Source organism: Sedimentitalea todarodis (genome assembly GCF_032595355.1).
In the GTDB taxonomy this organism is placed as follows: domain Bacteria; phylum Pseudomonadota; class Alphaproteobacteria; order Rhodobacterales; family Rhodobacteraceae; genus Sedimentitalea; species Sedimentitalea todarodis.
Genome location: NZ_JASMWN010000008.1, coordinates 143,453 through 163,198, shown reverse-complemented (window position 1 = coordinate 163,198; position 19,746 = coordinate 143,453). Strand labels below are relative to the sequence as shown.

The window sequence follows — 19,746 nt, the reverse complement described above, 5'->3', positions numbered from 1 at the left end:
ACCGCGACGACAGAAGCAGGCGCGAGGCATGGACAAAACCCGGCGGGCATGGCACCCCACTTGTCAAATCAACAGGAGCACGCGTTCATGTCCGACATCACCATCATTCCCGGCCCTGACACCAGCCGCGCCTATCGAATGGCGCTTGGGTGTTTCGGCACAGGTGTGACGGTGGTCACCACCGCGACCGACGAAGGGCCCCTTGCGATGACCGCAAATTCGTTTGCCTCGGTTTCGCTTGATCCCGCGATGGTGCTTTGGTGTGCCGCGAAACATTCAAAGCGTTATCAGGCCTTTGTTTCGGCGCAGGACTACTCAATCCACATTCTTGCCGAGGATCAGATGGACCTGGCTCTGCATTTCTCGCGCATCGGAACCGATTTTTCCCCGACCAGCTGGCAACCGGATAGCGCCGGCGTTCCGATTCTGCGCGGCTGCATCGCTCGGTTTGATTGCCGTCAAACAGCGCTTCATGACGCTGGCGATCACACGATCATTGTCGGGCTGGTCCAGCGCGTCATGCGTCGCCCCGGTACCGGGCTCTTGCACAAGTCCGGCCAGTATGGCGGGTTCTCCGGCTTTGACCAACAGGGTTAGTCGTCGAGCGAGCCGTGAATGGCGAACTGATCAATCCCCGCCGCTTGCGCCTCGATCGTGCGATAGGCTTCGCGCACGCCTGCCTCGGTCAGTTCTCGCGCGACCGTGATCAGCGTGTTGGCATCGTGGTCTTCGCACAGGTCGGCCATATGGGCGATTTCGTTTTGCGCCACGCCACTCGCCTCAGCAATCGAAGGTGCGCCGTAGAGATCCACGAAATGCTGCGCCAGCGCCGCTGTCAGCGCTGCGACTTCGTTCGGTTCGACCTGCGTGACTGCAACGAAAGTGACCCGGCCAAAGGTCTCCAGCCCCAGCCAGCCATTGGCAAAGGCCTGCCGCGCCTTGCCGATCAGATCGGCCTCTGTCCAGTTGGAGAATTCGAACCCGCCTGAAATGCACCATTCCCCGGTCCGCGCCGGGTTGTGAAACACGTTGCGGTCGCTTTCGTCGAAATGAATCGCCCGCGCCAGCTTCATTCGCTCTCTCCCAACAGGTTGCTCATTGGCACCAGGTGTGTCGTTTCGCCGTTCCGGATCAGCATCCCGAACCGCTCGTCCGCGCCCAGGAACGTGCCGCAAATACCGGCACGCGTCACCGTCTCGCCGATGCCTTGCAACAGCCCCGACCAAGCAGCATGCACCGGCGCATTGCCCTCGTCGCTCCAGCGGTTGATCCAGACCAGACAATGCCGCGCCCAACTCTCCAGAAGGTGCGCGGGATCGACCTCGGCACAGCCTTCCTCATAGAGCGCCGTCACATCCGGATTGGTCCCCGGATCGCATTCCGTTTGCAGGATCGGCACCTCCAACCCCACGACCAGCCAGTCGGGCACCTGATCCGTGACTGCGTCAGCCGCGGCCACACGCAGACGACCACAATGTGCGCCATTGACACGAATACCACCGCTCCAATCCAGATGCACCGCCACTTCGGGTGGCGCAAGCGCCCCGACGGCGTTCTGGAACCCGACGCCACACAGAGGCAGCATCGCTATCGCCTTCTCTGTCGCGACCTCGGGCGCAAAAATGATCGCTGCGCGCAACCGGTCGGCCTGCACCTTGTGCACGACCGTGCCGCCTTCACATCCACGTACGGCCATGGCGCAGGCCGTTTCAAACGGATCGTTCTCGCCAATTGCCGCCACGCCAGCCATCAAAGGTGGAAAACGCGGGGTATCGCTCATGCAAGCCCCTTGGCGATCAGATTACGGGCCACATGACGAAACGCGTCGGCCTGCGGACTATCAGGTTTGCTCACGACAATCGGCGCGCCGCCATCGGCCGCAAGCCGGATATCCAGATGCAACGGAATCTCTGACAGCAACGGCACTCCCAGCTTTTCGGCCTCGGCGACGACGCCACCATGCCCGAACACATGCTCTTCATGCCCGCAGTTTGAGCAGATATGCGTGCTCATGTTTTCGATCATGCCAAGGATCGGCGTCTTCAACTGATTGAACATATCGATGCCCTTGCGTGCATCGAGCAGCGCCACATCCTGTGGTGTGCTGACGATGATTGCGCCATCAACGGCGAATTTCTGGCTCAAGGTCAGTTGCACATCCCCCGTCCCCGGCGGCAGATCCACGATCAGCACATCCAGAGCGCCCCATTGCACCTGCATCATCATCTGCTGCAACGCCCCCATCAGCATCGGGCCGCGCCACACCACAGCCTGATCGTCGTTGGTCATCAGTCCCAGCGACATCATCGTGACGCCGTGGTTGCGCAATGGCAGGATCGTCTTGCCATCCGGACTCGCCGGCCGCCCGGACACACCCAACATGCGCGGCTGGCTTGGTCCGTAGACGTCCGCATCAAGCAAGCCAACACGCCGGCCCTCGGCTGCGAGCGCGCAGGCGAGATTGGCAGCGACCGTCGATTTCCCAACGCCACCCTTGCCTGATGCAATCGCGATGATCCGATCTACACCCGGCACTTTCTGCGGCCCCTTCGGTTCCGCCGGCTTGGAGGTCTTCAGGTCCGGCGGCGCTTTCTGGCTGTGCGCGGTCATCATGGCCGAGACGTTCCCCACGCCCTCCAGCGCCTTGACCCGCGCCTCTGCCTCGGCACGAACCGGCTCCATTGCCTTGGCATGCGTCGGGTCGACTTCCAGCACGAACCGCACTGCGCCGTCCTCGACGTTCAGTGCCCTCACGATCCCGGCGGCCACGATGTCCTGCCCGCTTGCGGGATCGGTGATCTGTTTCAGTTCGGCCAGAACCGACTCGCGCGTTGCCATCTCTTACTCGGCCCCTTTGATGGTGCCGCTCACCACGTGTTCCACGTCTAGTCCGTCAATGGTCAGAACCACCTTGGCCTCATAGCTCTTGCCCTTGGTGTCCCCTGCTTCGCGCAGACCGTCCTCGATCGCCTGCTGGCTGGTTACGCCAACCTGTTTCAGGAATTTGCGCATCGACATGTTGAAATCGTCGCTCATGGTCTGTGTCTCCCATCGTTTGCCGCAATTGACGCCACGCCTTGTGCCCCCGTAAGGTCGACAAGATGCGTGCGCTGCTTCTTTGCCTCACTCTGCTGCTGAGTTCCAGCCCGGCTGTCGCTCAGGATGGCCTTGGCCTCGCGGCGCCGGAGCCGGTGGTCGACAGCGGCTTGCTGAAACATATCCTTCCACGCTTTTCGCTCAAGACGTCCATTCGTGTCACCCCCGATACTTCCGGTCCGATGACGCTCGCCGCCGCTCCGCCCGGCGTGCCGGTGTTTCATGATGACAGTGTCACCTATCATCTGCGCATTGCAGACGACCCGCGCCAGCAGCGGTTTCGTGACTGGCTGCTGTCCGAGGTCGGCAAGGCCACGATCGACAGCTTTCAGCGTGACGGGGTGCATCCTTTCTCGGCACGATTTTCGGTTGTGGAAACGGCCGATGCCCCGGTTGTGTCTGGCAACGCGAAACGCGGTGCGGAATTGTCGCTTGTGCATTGCGGTCGCTGCCATGTGGTTGGCCCCGAAAACCGGATGAATGGCCTTGGCTCCACACCGTCCTTCGCGGCCCTGCGCAGCCTGCCCGACTGGATCGAGCGATTCGAGCAGTTCTTCGTGCGCAACCCTCACGGCGCCTTTACCCAGATCATCGGCGTAACGCCTCCTTTTGAACCGGAACGCCCGCCACCCATCGTGCCGGTGGAACTGACGGTCGACGATATCGATGCAATCATTTCCCATGTTGCCCAGACCCGTGCCGCAGACCTCGGCGCGCCGCTGGCGCTTCAGTGATCCCGCCGCTTTGACAGGTAATCGTCGGTGGTGCGCACTCTTGGCTTGGCGTCACCCGCAAACGGATTGTCCTTGCTCTGAAACTGCGCATTCACCCGGCAATCGTCGCACATCTGTATCACCCGCGCCTGCTCGAAACTGGCGAACATCGGGTGATTGCCGGCCAGTTTCTCCATGATCCGCTCGACGGTGGATTTCACTCCGTAAAGCGCACCGCATTCGATGCAGGCGAAGGGTTCTTCCTCGTTCAGCACCCGCTGCGAAAGCGCACCCTCGCTGGTATCCATTTGCGGGGTCAGGGTGATCGCGTTTTCCGGACAGATCGTGCGGCAAATCCCGCATTGCAGGCACGCATCCTCCTGAAAGCGCAACTGCGGCATATCCGGGTTGTCGATCAAGGCACCCGAGGGGCACAGGGACACGCAGGACAGGCACAAGGTACAGGCATCCGTATCAACGAGAACCGCGCCATATGGTGCCCCGTCCGGCAACGGCAACGGCGCATCGACGTCCGGATTCAACGCCTGCACCGACAGCCGCGCGATCTGGCGGCGATTGCCAAGTGGCAAGATTGGCGATGCAGGGCTCGGCTTCGGTTCGGCCGCGTAAAGCGCGTCGCTCAACAGGTCAGGGTCCGCCTCGTCCAGCAATGCCACCCGCCCTGCGCCGGTCATGGCCTCGGCCAACGCCTGCTCTCGCACCAAGGCGGCCCGCTCGGTAGCGGGGCCAGTCAGCACGCTGACCGTGGCAAACCCCTGCGCCAGTGTCGCCAGCATTTCTGCATGGCCAAAACCGGATACAAGGCCGAGTTCCATCGGGATCACATCGGCGGGCAACCCACGGCCAAACCGCGCGGCCAGCCGGATCATCTCGGCCCCATGCGCATCATGCACCAACAGGCGCGGCGCGTCTCCTCCCGCCGCGCGATAGCTATCGGCCAGCGTGCGGATTCGCGACAGGATATGCCCGACAGGAGGATCCTCGTAGGTGATCGCCGTCGATGGGCACAACGCCGCACAGGCGCCGCAGCCCGCGCAGATCATGGGGTCAACTGCCACCTGATCGCCATCCGGCGTGATTGCCCCTGTCGGACAGATATCCAGACAGTTGGAGCAGCCAACCTGCCCCGCGCGGGAATGCGCGCAGAGGGACTCATCCAGACTGATATACAGCGGTTTTTCAAAGGTCCCGATCAATTGAACCGCTTCGAATGCCACGCTTCGCACGGCAAGTGGATCACGGGGATCCGCGCGCAGATACCCTTCGCGTTTTTCTGGCGCAGGCACCATCGGCGCAGCCCCGGTTGCATCGATCACCAGATCGCAGGTTGACCGCGCGCCATCCTGCGGAGCACCCCACCCGAACGCCCCACGACCTCCCGGCGCGATCTGCTGCAGCGCATCGATCAAGATCGCAAACCCGCCAAGCGCACCGCTCACGCGTTTCAGCCTGCCGCGCACCGCATCAAACCTGCGGGCGACAGGCGGGTCGGTCTCATCGGTAATCAGCACCGTGATTGCCAACACACCGGCCAGTTGTTCCGCCAGCGGCAGCGCAACATCACCCGGCCCCGTGATGAAACAAATGCCTTCCGAGACAACGTCGACACTGCGAACTGCTGCGGCAGGCAACAGCGCCTCGGCCACCAGCGCCGCCATTTTCGGCGCGGCATCCGCACCCTGCTCTGACCAGCCCGCCCTGTCGCGCAAATCGACGAATCCAGGCGAGTCGACTCCAATTTCCTCGGCGAGTTCCTGGAAGCGAACATGTTCCTGTTGGCAGGCGACGATCGCGTCCCCCTCTTCCATCAACCTGGCCGCGGACATGATCTGGGTCGTGCAAAGCGCCGTGTGGACCCGTGAACACGTCACATCACAAGTATCCGATATTGCATCCGGATCAACGGGCTGCGTGCCCATGCAATCACACAGGATCAGCGACTTGGCCATGGCAACCCTCCCCGGTTCTGCACCGCTGCGCATTGGCAACCGCGCATCAAGAACCTAGGCCGAGCAGATCACCAAGGTAAAGCAATTACATCTGGCCCAACAGAAATCGCGCGGACCGTCATGCATTGGAACGTCAGGGTTTTCGCCCGCTTCTTTGCACCCGGCACCGCCCACCTACGACTTTGGTCTTAATTCCGCACAGGATCCCACCCAAAAAACTTGGCGAAAACTCAATTCTACCCCATAGTCGCAAGATGCGCGTGGGAGGAAACGTGGCAAAAACTGCCGGACAAAAGATCGAGATGCCCCTTGGGGTCGTGGTTCGCAAGACGCCGGGCGTGACCCGTTGGGCGAAATGGAACTGGTCGGCGGTTGCCGTTCTTCCCGGCGCTGCGCCCGCACACTGGGTTGAGTTGCGCCGCGAAGGGGATGCGGTGGAGTACCATGCGGCCACCCTGCCGCTGACGCTCTGGGCCACCGATACCGAAGCGTACCTCGCCAACCTCTCCGACAGTTCGCCGTCCGTATACGCGGTGATGCGCGACGAAGGCCCGGTGGATGCGCCGCTCTCCATGCTCCTGCTGACCGCATCGCCCTACGAAGGTCAGGACTATGCGGACAACGGCGACGATATCGTCGAAAAGGTGCCCATGCCCCAAGGGCTTGTCGCCTGGGTGCGGGATTTCGCACTGGCCCATCATGAACACGAAGCTTTCGTGAAACGCCGCCGCAACCGCGAGAGGATCGATCTGCAGGAAGATGGCAAGGGTGATGCACGCATTCGGCAGGCCTCCGACGTCTACAGGACGCCCAATCGGGGGGTGCTATGACCGGTGATCGCGATTTCTGGTCCCGGCGCCGGGCAGCGGTCGAAGCCGAAGCAGGTGCCGACACAGAGGCCGAATTCGAATCGAAGCGCGCCGCTCTGGAGGCGCGTGAGGACGTCGAGATACTGCAAGAGTTGAACCTTCCCGATCCCGACACGCTCAGCGCCGACGACAACATCAGCGCGTTCATGGACCATCTCGTGCCGGACCGTCTGCGGCGTCGGGCACTGCGCCGGTTCTGGCGGCTCAACCCGGTTTTGGCAAATGTGGACGGGCTGGTCGACTACGGTGAAGACTTCACCGACAGTGCGACGGTGATAGAGAACCTGCAATCCGCCTACCAGGTCGGCAAAGGCATGCTGAGTCACATCGAGACGATGGCTGCCGAAGCCGCTCGCGAAGAGCCCGAAGCCATCCCTGAACCCATTGAAGAAATCGACATCGCGGCAGAGGCTGCACACGCAGCCGACACAGGCGAAGAGGCGGTCCCCACCGGGGACCCCGAAGAGACTGTCGCCCAGCCCGCACCGCACCGCATGCGTTTTGACTTTCCCCAAGAGACCGCGAGCGAGAGAGCCTGAATGAACATTGCATCCGAAACCGCAACCAACGTTACTGCCGAAGACCGGTTGCGCGCGGATTTCTACAATTTCCTCGGTCTCCTGCTGGCAGGGCCGCCCGATCAGATCGTGCTCGATCAGGTGGCCGCTCTCAGCGGGGATAGCACCGATCTGGGTCAGGCAATCGGTGGCATGGCGCGCGTTGCCAGGGTCACCAGGCCTGCGGCTGCGGAACGCGAGTTCAACGCCCTCTTCATCGGTCTCGGGCGCGGTGAACTGCTGCCCTATGCCAGCTACTATCTCACCGGTTTCCTCAACGAAAAGCCACTGGCGCAATTGCGCGGTGACATGGCGGCGCGTGGCATCACTCGCGCTCCCAACGTCTATGAACCCGAAGACAACATCGCCAGCCTGATGGAAATGATGGCGGGGATGATCGTCGGTCGTTTCGGCGCGCCGGCAACGCTGGAGGACCAGAAGACCTTCTGGATGCGCCATATTGGCCCCTGGGCCGGGCATTTCTTTTCGGATCTGGAGGCCGCCGAGCATTCGGTTCTCTATGCCTCGGTCGGCACCGCCGGTCGGGTATTCATGGAGATCGAGCGCGATGGCTTCAGAATGACTGCGGGATAGCCCCGCCCTTCACCGTCCCGGCACCGGGGCAAACCGCACAACGCAAAGGAGACACTCAGATGAGCAATCCCAAGGAAGACGGCACCAGTCGCCGCGATTTCCTGAAACTGGCCGGAACCGCAGCGCCCGCTGCCGTTGCCGCCGCCGCCCTGGGCGGGTCCGAGGCCGAGGCAGCCGCGCTGCCGGTCGACGAGACCCGCATTCAGGACACCGCGCACACCCGCGCCTATCTCGACTCGGCCCGTTTCTGAGGCCGGCTAGTTACCACGACTGCGCCCGGCAACCTCAACCGGACGGCATCCCCAAGGCAGACGGTGGCATGACGCCCTGACGCCGGATCAAGGACACCCAGCCAGCCACCGCTTGGCCAGCACGGAAGGAAATGAACATGCTTAGGAAAAAGACCAACGGGGTTGCGCGACGCCCTCAGCGGACAAGTATCCTGTCCGACGTGACAGAGAAATCTGTCGATCGCCGTGCGTTCCTGCGCGGTTCGGGCCTTGCCATCGGCGGCCTCGCTGCCATCAGCGCCACAGGCGGCACCGTGACCCCGGCCACCGCCCAGACCGCTGCGGGCAACGCGGTCGAGACGATAAAATCAGTCTGCACCCATTGCTCTGTCGGCTGCTCCGTGATTGCCGAAGTGCAGGACGGTGTCTGGATCGGGCAGGAACCCGGCTGGGACAGCCCGTTCAATCTGGGCGGACATTGTGCCAAGGGCGCCGCGGTCCGCGAGCACGCCCATGGCGAGCGCCGCCTCAAGTATCCGATGAAAAAAGAAGGCGGTGAGTGGAAGCGCATCAGCTGGGAACAGGCGATCGACGAGATCGGCGATGGCATGATGCAGATCCGCGAGGAAAGCGGCCCCGACAGTGTCTATTGGCTCGGCTCGGCCAAGTACAACAACGAACAGGCCTACCTGTTCCGCAAGTTCGCCGCCTATTGGGGCACCAACAACGTCGATCACCAGGCCCGAATATGCCATTCGACCACGGTTGCGGGGGTTGCGAACACATGGGGCTACGGCGCCATGACCAACTCTTACAACGACATCCACAATTCCAAGGCGATTTTCATCATCGGCGGCAACCCGGCCGAGGCGCATCCCGTGTCGCTGGTGCACCTTCTCAAGGCCAAGGAACAGAACAACGCGCCCCTGATCGTGTGCGATCCGCGCTTCACCCGCACGGCCTCGCATGCGGATGAATATGTACGTTTCCGGCCGGGCACAGACGTTGCGCTGGTCTGGGGCATTCTCTGGCACATCTTCGAGAACGGCTGGGAGGACAAGGAATTCATCCGCACCCGTGTCTGGGGGATGGACCAGATCCGTGAGGAGGTCGCCAACTGGACCCCCGAAGAAGTCGAACGTGTGACCGGCACACCGGGCAGCCAGCTGCGCCGGGTGGCACGCACGATGGCCAACAACCGGCCCGGCACCGTGATCTGGTGCATGGGTGGCACCCAGCACACCAACGGCAACAACAACACGCGCGCCTATTGCATCCTGCAACTGGCGCTTGGCAACATGGGCACATCGGGCGGCGGCACCAACATCTTCCGCGGCCACGACAATGTTCAGGGTGCGACCGATCTGGGCGTGCTGTCTCATACGCTGCCGGGTTACTATGGTCTGTCCGCAGGCGCCTGGGCGCACTGGGCGCGTGTCTGGCAGGAAGACCCGGAGTGGCTCAAGGCGCAGTTCGCCAGCGGCACCGATGCGGACGGCAAGGAAACGTCACTGCAGAACCTGACCGGTATTCCGGTCAGCCGCTGGATCGACGGTGTGCTGGAAGACGTCGACAACATGGACCAGCCGAACAAGGTTCGGGCCATGGTGCTGTGGGGCCACGCGCCCAACAGCCAGACGCGTGGCAAGGAAATGAAGACGGCGATGGAAAAGCTCGATATGCTGGTCGTGGTCGATCCCTATCCGACGGTATCCGCCGTGATGCATGACCGCACCGACGGCGTCTACCTGCTGCCGGCCTGCACGCAGTTTGAAACACGAGGCTCGGTGACCGCATCCAACCGGTCGTTCCAGTGGCGTGATCGTGTGGTGTCTCCGCTGTTTGAAAGCCTGCCGGACGAGGTCATCATGGCCAAACTCGCCACCAAGTTCGGCTGGGCCGACCGGCTCTTCCGAAATATCGAGATGGAAGACCCCGAAACGCCCAACGTTGAAAGCATCACACGCGAGTTCAACAAGGGTCTCTGGACGATCGGCTATACGGGCCAATCCCCCGAGCGGATCAAGCTGCACATGGCCAATCAGCACACGTTTGACCGTACGACGCTTCAGGCGATTGGCGGCCCTGCCGACGGGGACTATTACGGGTTGCCCTGGCCCTGCTGGGGCACTGCCGAAATGGGCCATCCCGGCACGCCCAACCTCTATGACATGTCCAAACCGGTGGCGGAGGGCGGTCTGACGTTCCGCGCCCGGTTTGGTGTTGAGCGCGAGGGGCAAAACCTGCTGGCCGATGGGGTTTACTCCGCCGGTTCCGAGATTCAGGACGGCTATCCCGAATTCACCTATCAGATGCTCGTGGACCTTGGCTGGGATGGCGATCTGACCAACGAGGAGAAACGGATCATCGGTGAAGTTGCCGGTGTCGCCGACCTCGGCAATGTTGGCGAAAGCGACGATGGCGACGATACGGCGACGGCAGACCTGACCCAGCCCAGCGGTGAACAGGGCGCGAACGAAGAGGTCGGCGAGCAGTCGATGTCGCCGTTCCCGTCCGACTTCAATGAAAGAGCCTCGAAAATCAACTGGAAAACCGACCTCTCAGGCGGCATCCAGCGGGTTGCGATCGCCCATGGCTGCGCGCCCTTCGGCAATGCCAAGGCGCGGGCCGTGGTCTGGACCTTCCCCGATCCGGTGCCTGTGCACCGCGAGCCGCTCTACACCCCGCGGCGCGATCTGGTGGCGGATTATCCGACGTATGAGGACCGCAAGTTCTATCGTCTGCCGACGATGTATGCCTCGATCCAGAAGAACGACTTTGCCAAGGATTACCCGATGATCCTGACATCCGGTCGACTGGTCGAATACGAAGGCGGCGGCGATGAATCCCGCTCGAACCCCTGGCTGGCCGAGCTTCAGCAGGACATGTTCGTCGAGATCAACCCCCGAGACGCCAATGATCTGGGCGTGCGTGACGGCGCTCAGGTCTGGGTCGAAGGGGCCGAAGGGGCCAGGGTCAAGGTCATGGCGATGGTGACCGAACGGGTCGGTGCGGGCGTGGCGTTCATGCCGTTCCACTTTGGCGGCCACTTTGAAGGCAAGGATCTGCGCGACAAATACCCAAGCGGAGCCGACCCCTACGTCCTGGGCGAAAGCACCAATACGGCACAAACCTATGGCTATGACAGCGTGACCCAGATGCAGGAGACCAAAGCGACTCTCTGCAAGATCTCGGCAGCATAAGGAGTAAGAGACATGGCAAGAGCAAAGTTTCTCTGCGACGCCGAACGCTGCATCGAATGCAACGCCTGCGTCACCGCCTGCAAGAACGAACACGAGGTGCCCTGGGGCATCAACCGGCGGCGGGTTGTCACCATCAATGACGGCAAACCCGGCGAAAGGTCGATCTCGGTCGCCTGCATGCATTGTTCGGATGCACCATGCATGGCGGTCTGTCCGGTCGACTGTTTCTATCAGTCCGAGGAAGGCGTGGTGTTGCATTCCAAGGACTTGTGCATCGGCTGCGGTTATTGCTTTTATGCGTGCCCGTTTGGCGCGCCGCAGTATCCGCAAGCGGGCAATTTCGGATCGCGCGGCAAGATGGACAAATGCACATTCTGCGCCGGCGGCCCAGAGGAAAACCACTCTACCGCCGAGTTCGCCAAATACGGCCGCAACCGGATCGCGGAAGGCAAGTTGCCGATCTGCGCCGAGATGTGTTCGACCAAGGCATTGCTGGCCGGAGACGGTGACGTTGTGTCGGCAATCTATCGCGAGCGCGTCGTGGCGCGCGGCTTTGGATCAGGCGCCTGGGGTTGGGGCACAGCCTATGATCAGAAGGGCGGCTAGACCCTTCGCTGTTGCAGGCGGCCCCTTGTCGAGCCGCCTGCGCCTTTTTTTTGTAGGTATTGGACAGACGATGGGACACGCAATATGCGCTTTCGCCTACTGACGCTGCTTGTCGGCCTCTTAATGCCGCTTTCGCTCGCCGCACAGGATGCGTCGATCCGTCAACTGACAGAGCCGTTGGCCGTTGACCTCGGCGCTGCTCCAGTCGATGACGCCGATGCACGCGCCGCCACCGGCGGGGCACAGACGCTTGACGATATCATGGCCCGCCAGCGTGGTGAAAAGATCGACGACGAATTTCGCCGCAGTGCTACCGGCGATCCCGACAGCGCCAGTGCCATCGCGGCCCAGCTTGGCACGCTGGGCGGCAGCTCGGATTCCGAACTGCTCCGCGCTATGCGCTATGGCAGCGCCGATATCACGGTAACGTCGCGCAACCCGGCCGCCGATGTGATCATGCAGGATCGCGGCATGTGGTGGCTGCAGGTGCGGCAAGGCCCGCTGGCCACCTACGGCGCATATCTTCTGGGCGGCACGCTGATCTTGCTGGCGCTGTTCTTTCTGATCCGTGGCCGCATCCGTATTGACGGAGAAATAACCGGGCGCACCATCACCCGGTTCAGCAGCTTTGAGCGGTTTGGCCATTGGCTGTTTGCAGGCAGTTTTCTGGTGCTGAGTGCGACCGGGCTGATCACGCTTTTTGGTCGTACAATCCTGATCCCCCTCTTTGGCAAGGACATGTTTGCAACGCTCGCACTGGCCAGCAAATGGGTCCACAACAATGTCGCCTGGGCGTTCATGCTCGGGTTGATCATCGTAATCCTGAACTGGACGCTGCACAACATTCCCAACAGGCACGACCTGAAATGGCTGGCCGTGGGCGGCGGGCTGTTTTCCAAGGGTGTGCATCCGCCGGCACGTAAATTCAACGCCGGGCAAAAGATGATCTTCTGGGGGTGCGTCATCCTGGGCCTGTCGATCAGCGCCTCGGGCCTGTCGCTGCTGTTCCCATTCGAACTGCCAATGTTTGCCAAGACATTCGCGCTGATCAACGATATTGGCGCGCCCGGATGGTTTGGCCTGGCACCGCTGCCCGAACAACTGGCCGCGCAGGAAGAAATGCAGTTTGCCCAACTCTGGCACGCGGTTGTCGCCTTTGTCTTCATGGCGATGATCTTCGCCCATATCTATCTGGGCAGCATCGGCATGGAGGGCGCGTTCGACGCCATGGGCACCGGCGAAGTCGATGAACAATGGGCGCGCGAACATCACGGTCTGTGGGTTCAGGAAGTCAAGGCCAAGGAGGCGGCTGCCGGATCCGCCGCCCCTGCCGAGTAGACATGCGGCGCGCGGCGGTCCTGGCACTGGTCCTGCTGCCATCACTGGCAGCGGCGCAGGACTTTTTTACCCTCAAAGGCCACGGCGGGCCGATCATGGGCATCGCGGTTTCCCCATCCGGCCAGATCGCAACGGCCAGTTTCGACAATGCCATCGGCGTGTGGACCGGGCAAACGCCACATTGGCTGGAAGGTCACCGCGCCGCCATCAACGCGGTCACATTCTGGGACGACGCAACCCTTGTGTCAGCCGGTGATGATTTCGAGATCCGTGTCTGGGATACCCTCAGCGATGTTGGCACGCGGATCGGGCGGCACGAGGGCAAGATCGTCGATCTGGCGCTGTCGCCTGCAACGGGGCTTGTCGCGTCGGCCAGCTGGGAAGGAACCATCGGTCTGTGGCCGCTGCCGTCCCCCTGGGCCAAGGCTGCGCATTCGCCGCCCGAGCACCCGTCAATCCTGCTGGAAGGTCACGATCAAGGCGTCAATTCCGTTGCATTCTCGGAGGATGGCACCAGGCTCTACTCGGCATCGGTGGATGGCACGATAAGGGTCTGGAACGTGGATCAGGCCGAACAATGGCAAGTCCTCGTCAGTCATGGTTTCGGCATTAACGAAATGGTCCTCAACGAAGAGGGCAACTGGCTCGCCTATGGTGCGGTCGATGGTGTCACCCGGGTGATTGATCTGACCACCGGCGCGGAACTCCAGGATTTCACACTCGACCGGCGGCCAATCCTCGCATTGGCCCAGTCCGGTGACGGGCGCCTTCTCGCGGTCGGCGATGGCGAAGGCTACATCATGGTGATCGACACGCGGAACTGGCGCATCGCCCATGACTTTCGCGCAACCCTGCACGGCCCGATCTGGGCGCTGGCCTTTTCTCCCGATGGCGCCAATATTCACGCCGGAGGACTCGACGAGGCGATGTACAGCTGGCCGGTGGCGCACCTGGGAGAACATGGGCCGATGGCGGGAACCGAACAGAACTATCTGAAAGACCCTGCCGAAATGAGCAACGGAGAACGTCAATTCGCCCGAAAATGTTCCATCTGCCACAGCCTCAGCCCCGGCAGCGCCCGGCGCGCGGGGCCATCACTTTACAGGCTGTTTGGACGCGCGTCCGGGACCGTTTCGGATTATTCCTATTCCGACCGCCTGAGCACATCCGACATCATCTGGAACGCCGACAGCATAAATGCGCTTTTCGATCTTGGCCCTGACCATTACATTCCAGGAAGCAAGATGCCGATGCAGCGGATCACCGACCCGGATGACCGGGCCGACCTGATTGCCTACATGCGCGATGCAACAGCCGGAGAGCCGACCAAATGAAAGCCATGCTGAGCGCCTTTGCCGCCATCGTGCTGATCGCAATTCTGGCCTGGTACGGCCTGGACAATACTGGCTTCTCCGAAGCCCGACGCACCAGCGGACCAGATGTCCGATTGGATGGGGAATGAGCGATTACCTGACCACGCGCGAACTGGCCGATCTGTTGCGCATCGGCGAGCGCAAGGTCTATGACCTCGCGGGCAGCGGCGAGGTGCCCTGTGTGCGGGCCGTCGGAAAACTGCTGTTTCCCCGCGCCGAAATCACCGCGTGGTTGAATGCTTCGCGCAGCGGCCCGCAAATGGCGGAACCGCCCCTGCCCCCGATTATCGCCGGCAGCCATGACCCGTTGCTCGACTGGGCCCTGCGCGAAAGCCGCTCGGAACTCGCCAGCTTCTATGATGGGTCCTACGATGGGCTGACCCGCCTCGCGTCGCGGTCGGCCCAGGCGGCCGGGCTGCATATCCGTGAAGACGACGACTGGAACCGCACGGCGCTGCGCGCGGCGGTCGGCGAAGCCCCTGTGGTCCTTGTGGAAATCGCCGAGCGGCAGCGCGGCCTGCTGCTGGCCCCGGCGATCAAGGGGGTTTCCGGATTTGCCGATCTGGCAGGCCGCCGCGTTGCCCTGCGCCAGAGCAGCGCCGCCAGCCAGCACGAGTTCGAGACAAGGCTCACGGCTGCGGGGTTGACCCTGCAGGACATCACCCCATTGCCCACCCGCGCCCGCACCGAAGAAGAACTCGCGATCGCACTCCATGACGGCAAGGCCGATGTGGGCTTTGGGCTGGGCGCATTGGCAGGTCTCTATGGCCTCGACTTCGTGCCGCTTGCGGTCGAGCGGTTCGACCTCGCGGTCTGGCGCCGCGCATGGTTCGAGCCCCCCCTGCAAAGGCTGATGCACTTCCTCGCATCTCCGGCCTGCGCGGCCCGCGCAGCCGAACTGCCCGGCTATGATCTCACTGGCCTCGGAACCGTTCACCACAACGGTGCCAGCGGATAACCCCCGACACACCTCGCCCAAACCTGCAAGAGGCAAGCCTCTTCATCTTTGGAAAAATACTCCGGGGAGTCTGAGGGGCAGCGCCCCTCAGCCCTGCTCAGGCCGAACCGCTCAATCCGCCCGGTACGGGTTCTTGGCTGACCGATCCGATGACAGGCTGTCCTGTCTGGCGACAACAAGGTCTTCGAGAGCGTCCGCGAGATGGATACGGTCGATATGATGATCGCCGCGCGCCACGCGATGCCGATGTGCCCGGATCATCACATCCGCGTGGCTGCAACCCAAAGGCGGCTCGAAGCGGTAACTCGCCAGTTCGATCAGTAACCCGAGTGGATCCTTGAAATAGATCGAATCCATGAACCCGCGATCCTTGGGTCCCGAATGCTTGATCCCGCGCTCGTCCAGCCGCTCGACCGCCTGCCAGAATGTCGCCTGGCTGACCGAAAACGCCAGATGATGCACACAGCCCGGCTCGGTGGGGGTGTGGTCTGCGGTCCCGCTGCGGTTCTCGTTGGTGAACACCGTGATCAGACGCCCGTCGCCCGGATCAAAATACACATGCCCCTCGTCCGGATTGTCGAGATTGGGCTGATCGAACACGAAGGGCATTCCCAGAACGCCTTCCCAGAAATCGATGGTCGTCTGCCGATCAACGCCAGTCAGCGTGATGTGATGCACCCCTTGGGTCTGTAACTTGCGCATGTCTGTTCCTCCCCTGCTGACGCCAGACTGTCACGCGACTTTCCGCCTGTCACTTACCCTTGACTTGGCAAGGACCTGCCGATCGGATCAACCGGACGCGACGTGCGGCATGGTCATCCCTATGTCAGTGGAAAGGAGACTGTTTCATGCGAATGACCTATGTGATCCCTGTACTGGGCTTCTGCGTGGCCCTGCTGGCCTCGGCATTTTCCGTCGACGCGAAAGACAAGATGAACCATGCAGGAAACTGTCCTCCGGGGCTGGCCAAGAAATCACCCGCCTGCATTCCACCGGGACAGGCCAAGAAACTCTATCCACAGTATCAGGTGGGAGACCGGGTCACGGGTGACTACGTGCTTGTCGACAGGCCGGGACGCTACGGGCTGGACCCCAGGCAGACCTATTACCGGATCGGCGACAATGTCTTTCGCGTGAACCAGCAGACTCGCGAAGTGCTCGACTTCATCGGGGCCGCCTCTGCATTGCTGAACTGAACCGGCGCGGACCTACTCCGCCGCCAGCCGTTTGCCCGACAGCATCTGTTTCAGGTAGCGTCCGGTGTGGCTGCGCGTTTCCTCGGCAACCTTCTCGGGCGTGCCGGTGGCAACGATTTCGCCGCCACCGTCACCGCCTTCAGGACCTATGTCGATGATCCAGTCGGCGGTCTTGATCACATCCAGATTGTGCTCGATCACCACCACCGAATTGCCTTGTTCCACCAATTCGTGCAGCACTTCCAGCAGTTTGCGCACGTCTTCAAAATGCAGACCCGTGGTCGGTTCATCAAGAATATAGAGCGTCCGTCCGGTCGACCGTTTGGCCAGTTCCTTTGACAGCTTCACCCGCTGCGCCTCGCCGCCCGACAGCGTGGTCGCCTGCTGCCCGACCTTGATATAGCCCAGCCCGACCCGCATCAGCGCATCCATCTTTTCGCGGATCGAGGGCACGGCCTTGAAAAATTCCTGCGCATCCTCGACCGTCATATCGAGGACATCCGCAATGCTCTTGCCCTTGAAGCGGATTTCCAGCGTTTCCCGGTTGTATCGTGCACCATTGCAGGTTTCGCAGGTGACATAGACGTCCGGCAGGAAATGCATCTCGATCTTGATCAGCCCGTCGCCCTGACAGGCCTCGCAGCGCCCGCCCTTGACGTTGAAGGAAAACCGCCCCGGCTTGTAGCCGCGCGCCTTGGCTTCGGGCAGACCGGCAAACCAATCGCGGATCGGGGTAAAGGCCCCGGTATAGGTCGCCGGGTTCGATCGTGGCGTGCGCCCGATCGGGCGCTGGTCGATGTCGATCACCTTGTCCAGATGTTCCAGCCCCTTGATGGTTTCACAGGGCGCGGGAGTCTGGCGGGCACCGTTCAGGCGCATGGATGCGGTCTTGAACAGGGTTTCGATAGTCAGGGTGGATTTTCCTCCACCCGACACGCCGGTCACGCAAACGAACTTGCCCAGCGGGAACTCGGCGGTCACGGATTTCAGGTTGTTGCCCGTGGCCTTGACCACCTTCACCGACTTGCTCTTGCCCTTGCGACGCTTTGCCGGGATCGGGATAGAGCGGGTGCCGGACAGGTATTGCCCGGTAATGCTCGCCGGGTCAGCGGCGATCTCGGCCGGCACGCCTCTGGCGACGACCTGCCCACCGTGCACACCCGCGCCCGGGCCGATGTCAAAGACATAATCCGCCTCGCGGATGGCCTCTTCGTCATGCTCGACCACGATCACGGTGTTGCCCTGATCGCGCAGGTCCTTGAGCGTACCAAGCAGCCGGTCATTGTCGCGTTGATGCAGTCCGATGCTGGGTTCGTCCAGCACGTAAAGCACACCGGTAAGACCCGAGCCGATCTGGCTGGCCAGCCGGATGCGCTGGCTTTCTCCGCCGCTCAGCGTGCCACTGGCGCGCGACAGGGTCAGGTATTCCAGCCCGACATTGTTCAGGAACCCCAGCCGTTCCCGGATTTCCTTGAGGATCGCGCGGGCGATCTCGTTCTTCTGGTTGCTCAGGTGTTCGGGCACGCTTTGGCACCAAGCATAGGCCTCGCGAATGCTCATCTGCACCACCTGTCCCACGTGCAGCAAAGTGTCCTTCTTTCCGTTGGCAGGGCCGATCTTGACCGCCAACGCCTCTTCGCGCAGTCGATAGCCTTCGCAAACGCCGCAGGGGCGGTTGTTCTGATACCGCTCAAACTCTTCGCGGATCCAGTTACTGTCGGTCTCGCGATAGCGCCGCTCCATGTTCGGGATCACGCCTTCGAACACGCGCGTCACCTGATAAACACGCCCGCCCTCGTCATACCGAAACGGGATTTCATCGTCGCCCGAGCCGTGGAGGAACACCTGCTGCACATGCGCGGGCAGATCTTTCCACTTGGTGTTGCGATCAAATTCATAGTGCTTGGCGATCGCTTCGATGGTTTGCAGGAAATAGGGGCTCTTGCCCTTGCGCCAGGGGGCCAGCGCGCCGTCATAGATTTTCAGGTTCTGATCCGGCACCACCAGACGTTCATCGAAAAACAGTTCCTTGCCCAACCCATCGCATTCCGGGCAGGCCCCGAACGGCGCGTTGAAGGAAAACAGCCGGGGTTCGATCTCAGGAATGGTAAAGCCACTGACCGGACAGGCGAATTTCTCGCTGAAAGTGATACGTTCCCCTTCGCCTTCGCGCGGCGCGGTTTCCAGGATGGCAATACCATCGGCCAGGTCAAGCGCGGTGCGCAGGCTGTCGGCGAGGCGGGTTTCCAAACCCTCGCGCACAACCAGCCGGTCCACCACGACGTCGATATCGTGGCGATACTTCTTGTCCAGCGTCGGCGGCTCGTCCATCTCGTAAAATTCGCCGTCCACCTTGACCCGCTGAAACCCCTGCTTGCGCAACTCTATGAATTCCTTTCGGTATTCGCCCTTGCGGTCGCGCACAATGGGCGCGAGGAGATAGCCCCGCGCGCCGTCTTCCATCGCCATGATGCGGTCAACCATATCCTGCACCTGCTGCGCCTCGATCGGCTGGCCGGTGGCGGGCGAATACGGCGTGCCCGCACGGGCAAAAAGCAGGCGCATATAGTCATAGATCTCGGTGACCGTACCAACCGTCGAGCGCGGGTTCTTGGACGTGGTCTTCTGTTCGATGGAGATCGCCGGGGACAGGCCGCTGATATGATCCACATCCGGCTTTTCCATCATGTCCAGGAACTGCCGGGCATAGGCCGACAGGCTTTCGACATAGCGGCGCTGGCCCTCGGCATAGATCGTATCAAAGGCGAGGCTGGATTTCCCCGAGCCGGAGAGGCCGGTAATGACCACGAACTGATCACGCGGAATATCCACGTCGATGTTCTTGAGATTGTGCTCGCGCGCTCCACGCACTTCGATATTCTTCAGTTCAGCCATCATGCCCTCGATTCACGGTTAACACATAGTGACCTCGGGCTGAGTCTCCAACAGAAAAAGAAGAACATTGCAAGAACAAACATGGCGCGAACAAGAAATACAACCTGCACACGATGCCGAGCCGGGATGCCGGTGCAGGTGATCCCAT

The 19,746-nt window shown here is 61.8% G+C and carries 20 protein-coding genes; 13 read left to right on the top strand and 7 right to left on the bottom strand.

The window, feature by feature from the left end; genetic code table 11:
• Positions 1-87: 87 nt before the first annotated feature.
• Complete coding sequence (locus tag QO231_RS12210) at positions 88-597, top strand: flavin reductase family protein (protein ID WP_316776507.1); 510 nt, start codon at positions 88-90, stop codon at positions 595-597.
• On the opposite strand, the gene QO231_RS12205 is transcribed toward QO231_RS12210, so the two are convergent.
• The 4 genes from QO231_RS12205 to QO231_RS12190 are packed head-to-tail and all read right to left on the bottom strand — an operon-like array spanning position 594 to position 3,036.
• Positions 594-1,073: a DUF6505 family protein gene (locus QO231_RS12205; RefSeq protein WP_316776505.1), complete on the bottom strand. Its 480-nt coding sequence runs from the start codon at positions 1,071-1,073 to the stop codon at positions 594-596. The genes QO231_RS12210 and QO231_RS12205 overlap by 4 nt on opposite strands.
• The gene (locus tag QO231_RS12200; protein ID WP_316776502.1) at positions 1,070-1,780 is read right to left on the bottom strand and encodes a biotin/lipoate--protein ligase family protein; all 711 of its coding nucleotides are present in this window, start codon (positions 1,778-1,780) and stop codon (positions 1,070-1,072) included. Before QO231_RS12200 ends, QO231_RS12205 begins: the two co-directional genes overlap by 4 nt.
• On the bottom strand, positions 1,777-2,838 hold the full coding sequence (apbC, locus tag QO231_RS12195) for an iron-sulfur cluster carrier protein ApbC (protein WP_316776498.1): 1,062 nt from the start codon (positions 2,836-2,838) through the stop codon (positions 1,777-1,779). Before apbC ends, QO231_RS12200 begins: the two co-directional genes overlap by 4 nt.
• A 3-nt stretch (positions 2,839-2,841) precedes the next feature.
• Positions 2,842-3,036, bottom strand: a complete 195-nt coding sequence (locus QO231_RS12190; protein WP_316776495.1) for a DUF6494 family protein — start codon at positions 3,034-3,036, stop codon at positions 2,842-2,844.
• Positions 3,037-3,101: 65 nt separating this feature from the next.
• On the opposite strand from QO231_RS12190, the gene QO231_RS12185 reads away from it, so the two are divergent.
• Complete coding sequence (locus QO231_RS12185) at positions 3,102-3,830, top strand: cytochrome c (RefSeq protein WP_316776493.1); 729 nt, start codon at positions 3,102-3,104, stop codon at positions 3,828-3,830.
• Here QO231_RS12185 and QO231_RS12180 read toward each other — a convergent pair.
• On the bottom strand, positions 3,824-5,779 hold the full coding sequence (locus QO231_RS12180; protein ID WP_316776489.1) for a 4Fe-4S binding protein: 1,956 nt from the start codon (positions 5,777-5,779) through the stop codon (positions 3,824-3,826). The two genes, QO231_RS12185 and QO231_RS12180, sit on opposite strands and share 7 nt — an antisense overlap.
• A 272-nt stretch (positions 5,780-6,051) precedes the next feature.
• Here QO231_RS12180 and QO231_RS12175 point away from each other — a divergent pair, with 272 nt between their 5' ends.
• The 10 genes from QO231_RS12175 (at position 6,052) to QO231_RS12130 (ending at position 15,507) form a co-directional block, all read left to right on the top strand.
• The gene (locus tag QO231_RS12175) at positions 6,052-6,609 is read left to right on the top strand and encodes a DUF3305 domain-containing protein (RefSeq protein ID WP_316776486.1); all 558 of its coding nucleotides are present in this window, start codon (positions 6,052-6,054) and stop codon (positions 6,607-6,609) included.
• Complete coding sequence (locus QO231_RS12170; RefSeq protein ID WP_316776483.1) at positions 6,606-7,187, top strand: DUF3306 domain-containing protein; 582 nt, start codon at positions 6,606-6,608, stop codon at positions 7,185-7,187. The genes QO231_RS12175 and QO231_RS12170 overlap by 4 nt, the downstream gene beginning before the upstream one ends.
• Complete coding sequence (locus QO231_RS12165) at positions 7,188-7,799, top strand: TorD/DmsD family molecular chaperone (protein ID WP_316776481.1); 612 nt, start codon at positions 7,188-7,190, stop codon at positions 7,797-7,799.
• A 59-nt stretch (positions 7,800-7,858) separates the two neighbouring features.
• Positions 7,859-8,050, top strand: coding sequence for a ubiquinol-cytochrome c reductase iron-sulfur subunit N-terminal domain-containing protein (locus QO231_RS12160; RefSeq protein ID WP_316776479.1), 192 nt, complete (start codon positions 7,859-7,861; stop codon positions 8,048-8,050).
• A gap of 137 nt (positions 8,051-8,187) precedes the next feature.
• Entirely contained in the window at positions 8,188-11,232 is a 3,045-nt protein-coding gene (locus tag QO231_RS12155) for a formate dehydrogenase subunit alpha (protein ID WP_316776476.1), read from the top strand.
• A gap of 12 nt (positions 11,233-11,244) precedes the next feature.
• A complete protein-coding gene (gene fdh3B, locus QO231_RS12150) occupies positions 11,245-11,838 on the top strand; it encodes a formate dehydrogenase FDH3 subunit beta (RefSeq protein ID WP_316776474.1) in 594 nt (197 codons plus the stop codon).
• Positions 11,839-11,922: 84 nt separating this feature from the next.
• Positions 11,923-13,176: a formate dehydrogenase subunit gamma gene (locus QO231_RS12145; RefSeq protein ID WP_316776472.1), complete on the top strand. Its 1,254-nt coding sequence runs from the start codon at positions 11,923-11,925 to the stop codon at positions 13,174-13,176.
• Positions 13,177-13,178: 2 nt separating this feature from the next.
• Positions 13,179-14,510 (top strand): c-type cytochrome, encoded by a 1,332-nt coding sequence (locus tag QO231_RS12140; protein ID WP_316776469.1) that lies wholly within the window; start codon positions 13,179-13,181, stop codon positions 14,508-14,510.
• Complete coding sequence (locus QO231_RS12135) at positions 14,507-14,638, top strand: hypothetical protein (protein WP_316776466.1); 132 nt, start codon at positions 14,507-14,509, stop codon at positions 14,636-14,638. Before QO231_RS12140 ends, QO231_RS12135 begins: the two co-directional genes overlap by 4 nt.
• Positions 14,635-15,507: a helix-turn-helix transcriptional regulator gene (locus tag QO231_RS12130; protein WP_316776464.1), complete on the top strand. Its 873-nt coding sequence runs from the start codon at positions 14,635-14,637 to the stop codon at positions 15,505-15,507. The genes QO231_RS12135 and QO231_RS12130 overlap by 4 nt, the downstream gene beginning before the upstream one ends.
• A 111-nt stretch (positions 15,508-15,618) precedes the next feature.
• Here QO231_RS12130 and QO231_RS12125 read toward each other — a convergent pair whose 3' ends face one another.
• A complete protein-coding gene (locus QO231_RS12125) occupies positions 15,619-16,209 on the bottom strand; it encodes a VOC family protein (protein WP_316776461.1) in 591 nt (196 codons plus the stop codon).
• Positions 16,210-16,355: 146 nt separating this feature from the next.
• Here QO231_RS12125 and QO231_RS12120 point away from each other — a divergent pair, with 146 nt between their 5' ends.
• Complete coding sequence (locus QO231_RS12120) at positions 16,356-16,703, top strand: excinuclease ABC subunit A (RefSeq protein WP_316776459.1); 348 nt, start codon at positions 16,356-16,358, stop codon at positions 16,701-16,703.
• A gap of 12 nt (positions 16,704-16,715) precedes the next feature.
• On the opposite strand, the gene uvrA is transcribed toward QO231_RS12120, so the two are convergent.
• Positions 16,716-19,598, bottom strand: coding sequence for an excinuclease ABC subunit UvrA (uvrA, locus tag QO231_RS12115; RefSeq protein ID WP_316776458.1), 2,883 nt, complete (start codon positions 19,596-19,598; stop codon positions 16,716-16,718).
• Positions 19,599-19,746 lie beyond the last annotated feature (148 nt).

Bases quoted from the DNA above. Each gene is read 5' to 3' on its own strand.
- QO231_RS12130 (WP_316776464.1), top strand. From the start codon at position 14,635: ATGAGCGATTACCTGACCACGCGCGAACTGGCCGATCTGTTGCGCATC.
- QO231_RS12180 (WP_316776489.1), bottom strand. From the start codon at position 5,779: ATGGCCAAGTCGCTGATCCTGTGTGATTGCATGGGCACGCAGCCCGTT.
- QO231_RS12120 (WP_316776459.1), top strand. From the start codon at position 16,356: ATGCGAATGACCTATGTGATCCCTGTACTGGGCTTCTGCGTGGCCCTG.
- uvrA (WP_316776458.1), bottom strand. From the start codon at position 19,598: ATGGCTGAACTGAAGAATATCGAAGTGCGTGGAGCGCGCGAGCACAAT.
- QO231_RS12125 (WP_316776461.1), bottom strand. From the start codon at position 16,209: ATGCGCAAGTTACAGACCCAAGGGGTGCATCACATCACGCTGACTGGC.
- QO231_RS12155 (WP_316776476.1), top strand. From the start codon at position 8,188: ATGCTTAGGAAAAAGACCAACGGGGTTGCGCGACGCCCTCAGCGGACA.
- QO231_RS12145 (WP_316776472.1), top strand. From the start codon at position 11,923: ATGCGCTTTCGCCTACTGACGCTGCTTGTCGGCCTCTTAATGCCGCTT.
- QO231_RS12135 (WP_316776466.1), top strand. From the start codon at position 14,507: ATGAAAGCCATGCTGAGCGCCTTTGCCGCCATCGTGCTGATCGCAATT.
- QO231_RS12170 (WP_316776483.1), top strand. From the start codon at position 6,606: ATGACCGGTGATCGCGATTTCTGGTCCCGGCGCCGGGCAGCGGTCGAA.
- QO231_RS12190 (WP_316776495.1), bottom strand. From the start codon at position 3,036: ATGAGCGACGATTTCAACATGTCGATGCGCAAATTCCTGAAACAGGTT.
- QO231_RS12210 (WP_316776507.1), top strand. From the start codon at position 88: ATGTCCGACATCACCATCATTCCCGGCCCTGACACCAGCCGCGCCTAT.
- QO231_RS12185 (WP_316776493.1), top strand. From the start codon at position 3,102: ATGCGTGCGCTGCTTCTTTGCCTCACTCTGCTGCTGAGTTCCAGCCCG.
- QO231_RS12140 (WP_316776469.1), top strand. From the start codon at position 13,179: ATGCGGCGCGCGGCGGTCCTGGCACTGGTCCTGCTGCCATCACTGGCA.
- QO231_RS12200 (WP_316776502.1), bottom strand. From the start codon at position 1,780: ATGAGCGATACCCCGCGTTTTCCACCTTTGATGGCTGGCGTGGCGGCA.
- apbC (WP_316776498.1), bottom strand. From the start codon at position 2,838: ATGGCAACGCGCGAGTCGGTTCTGGCCGAACTGAAACAGATCACCGAT.
- QO231_RS12205 (WP_316776505.1), bottom strand. From the start codon at position 1,073: ATGAAGCTGGCGCGGGCGATTCATTTCGACGAAAGCGACCGCAACGTG.
- QO231_RS12160 (WP_316776479.1), top strand. From the start codon at position 7,859: ATGAGCAATCCCAAGGAAGACGGCACCAGTCGCCGCGATTTCCTGAAA.
- fdh3B (WP_316776474.1), top strand. From the start codon at position 11,245: ATGGCAAGAGCAAAGTTTCTCTGCGACGCCGAACGCTGCATCGAATGC.
- QO231_RS12165 (WP_316776481.1), top strand. From the start codon at position 7,188: ATGAACATTGCATCCGAAACCGCAACCAACGTTACTGCCGAAGACCGG.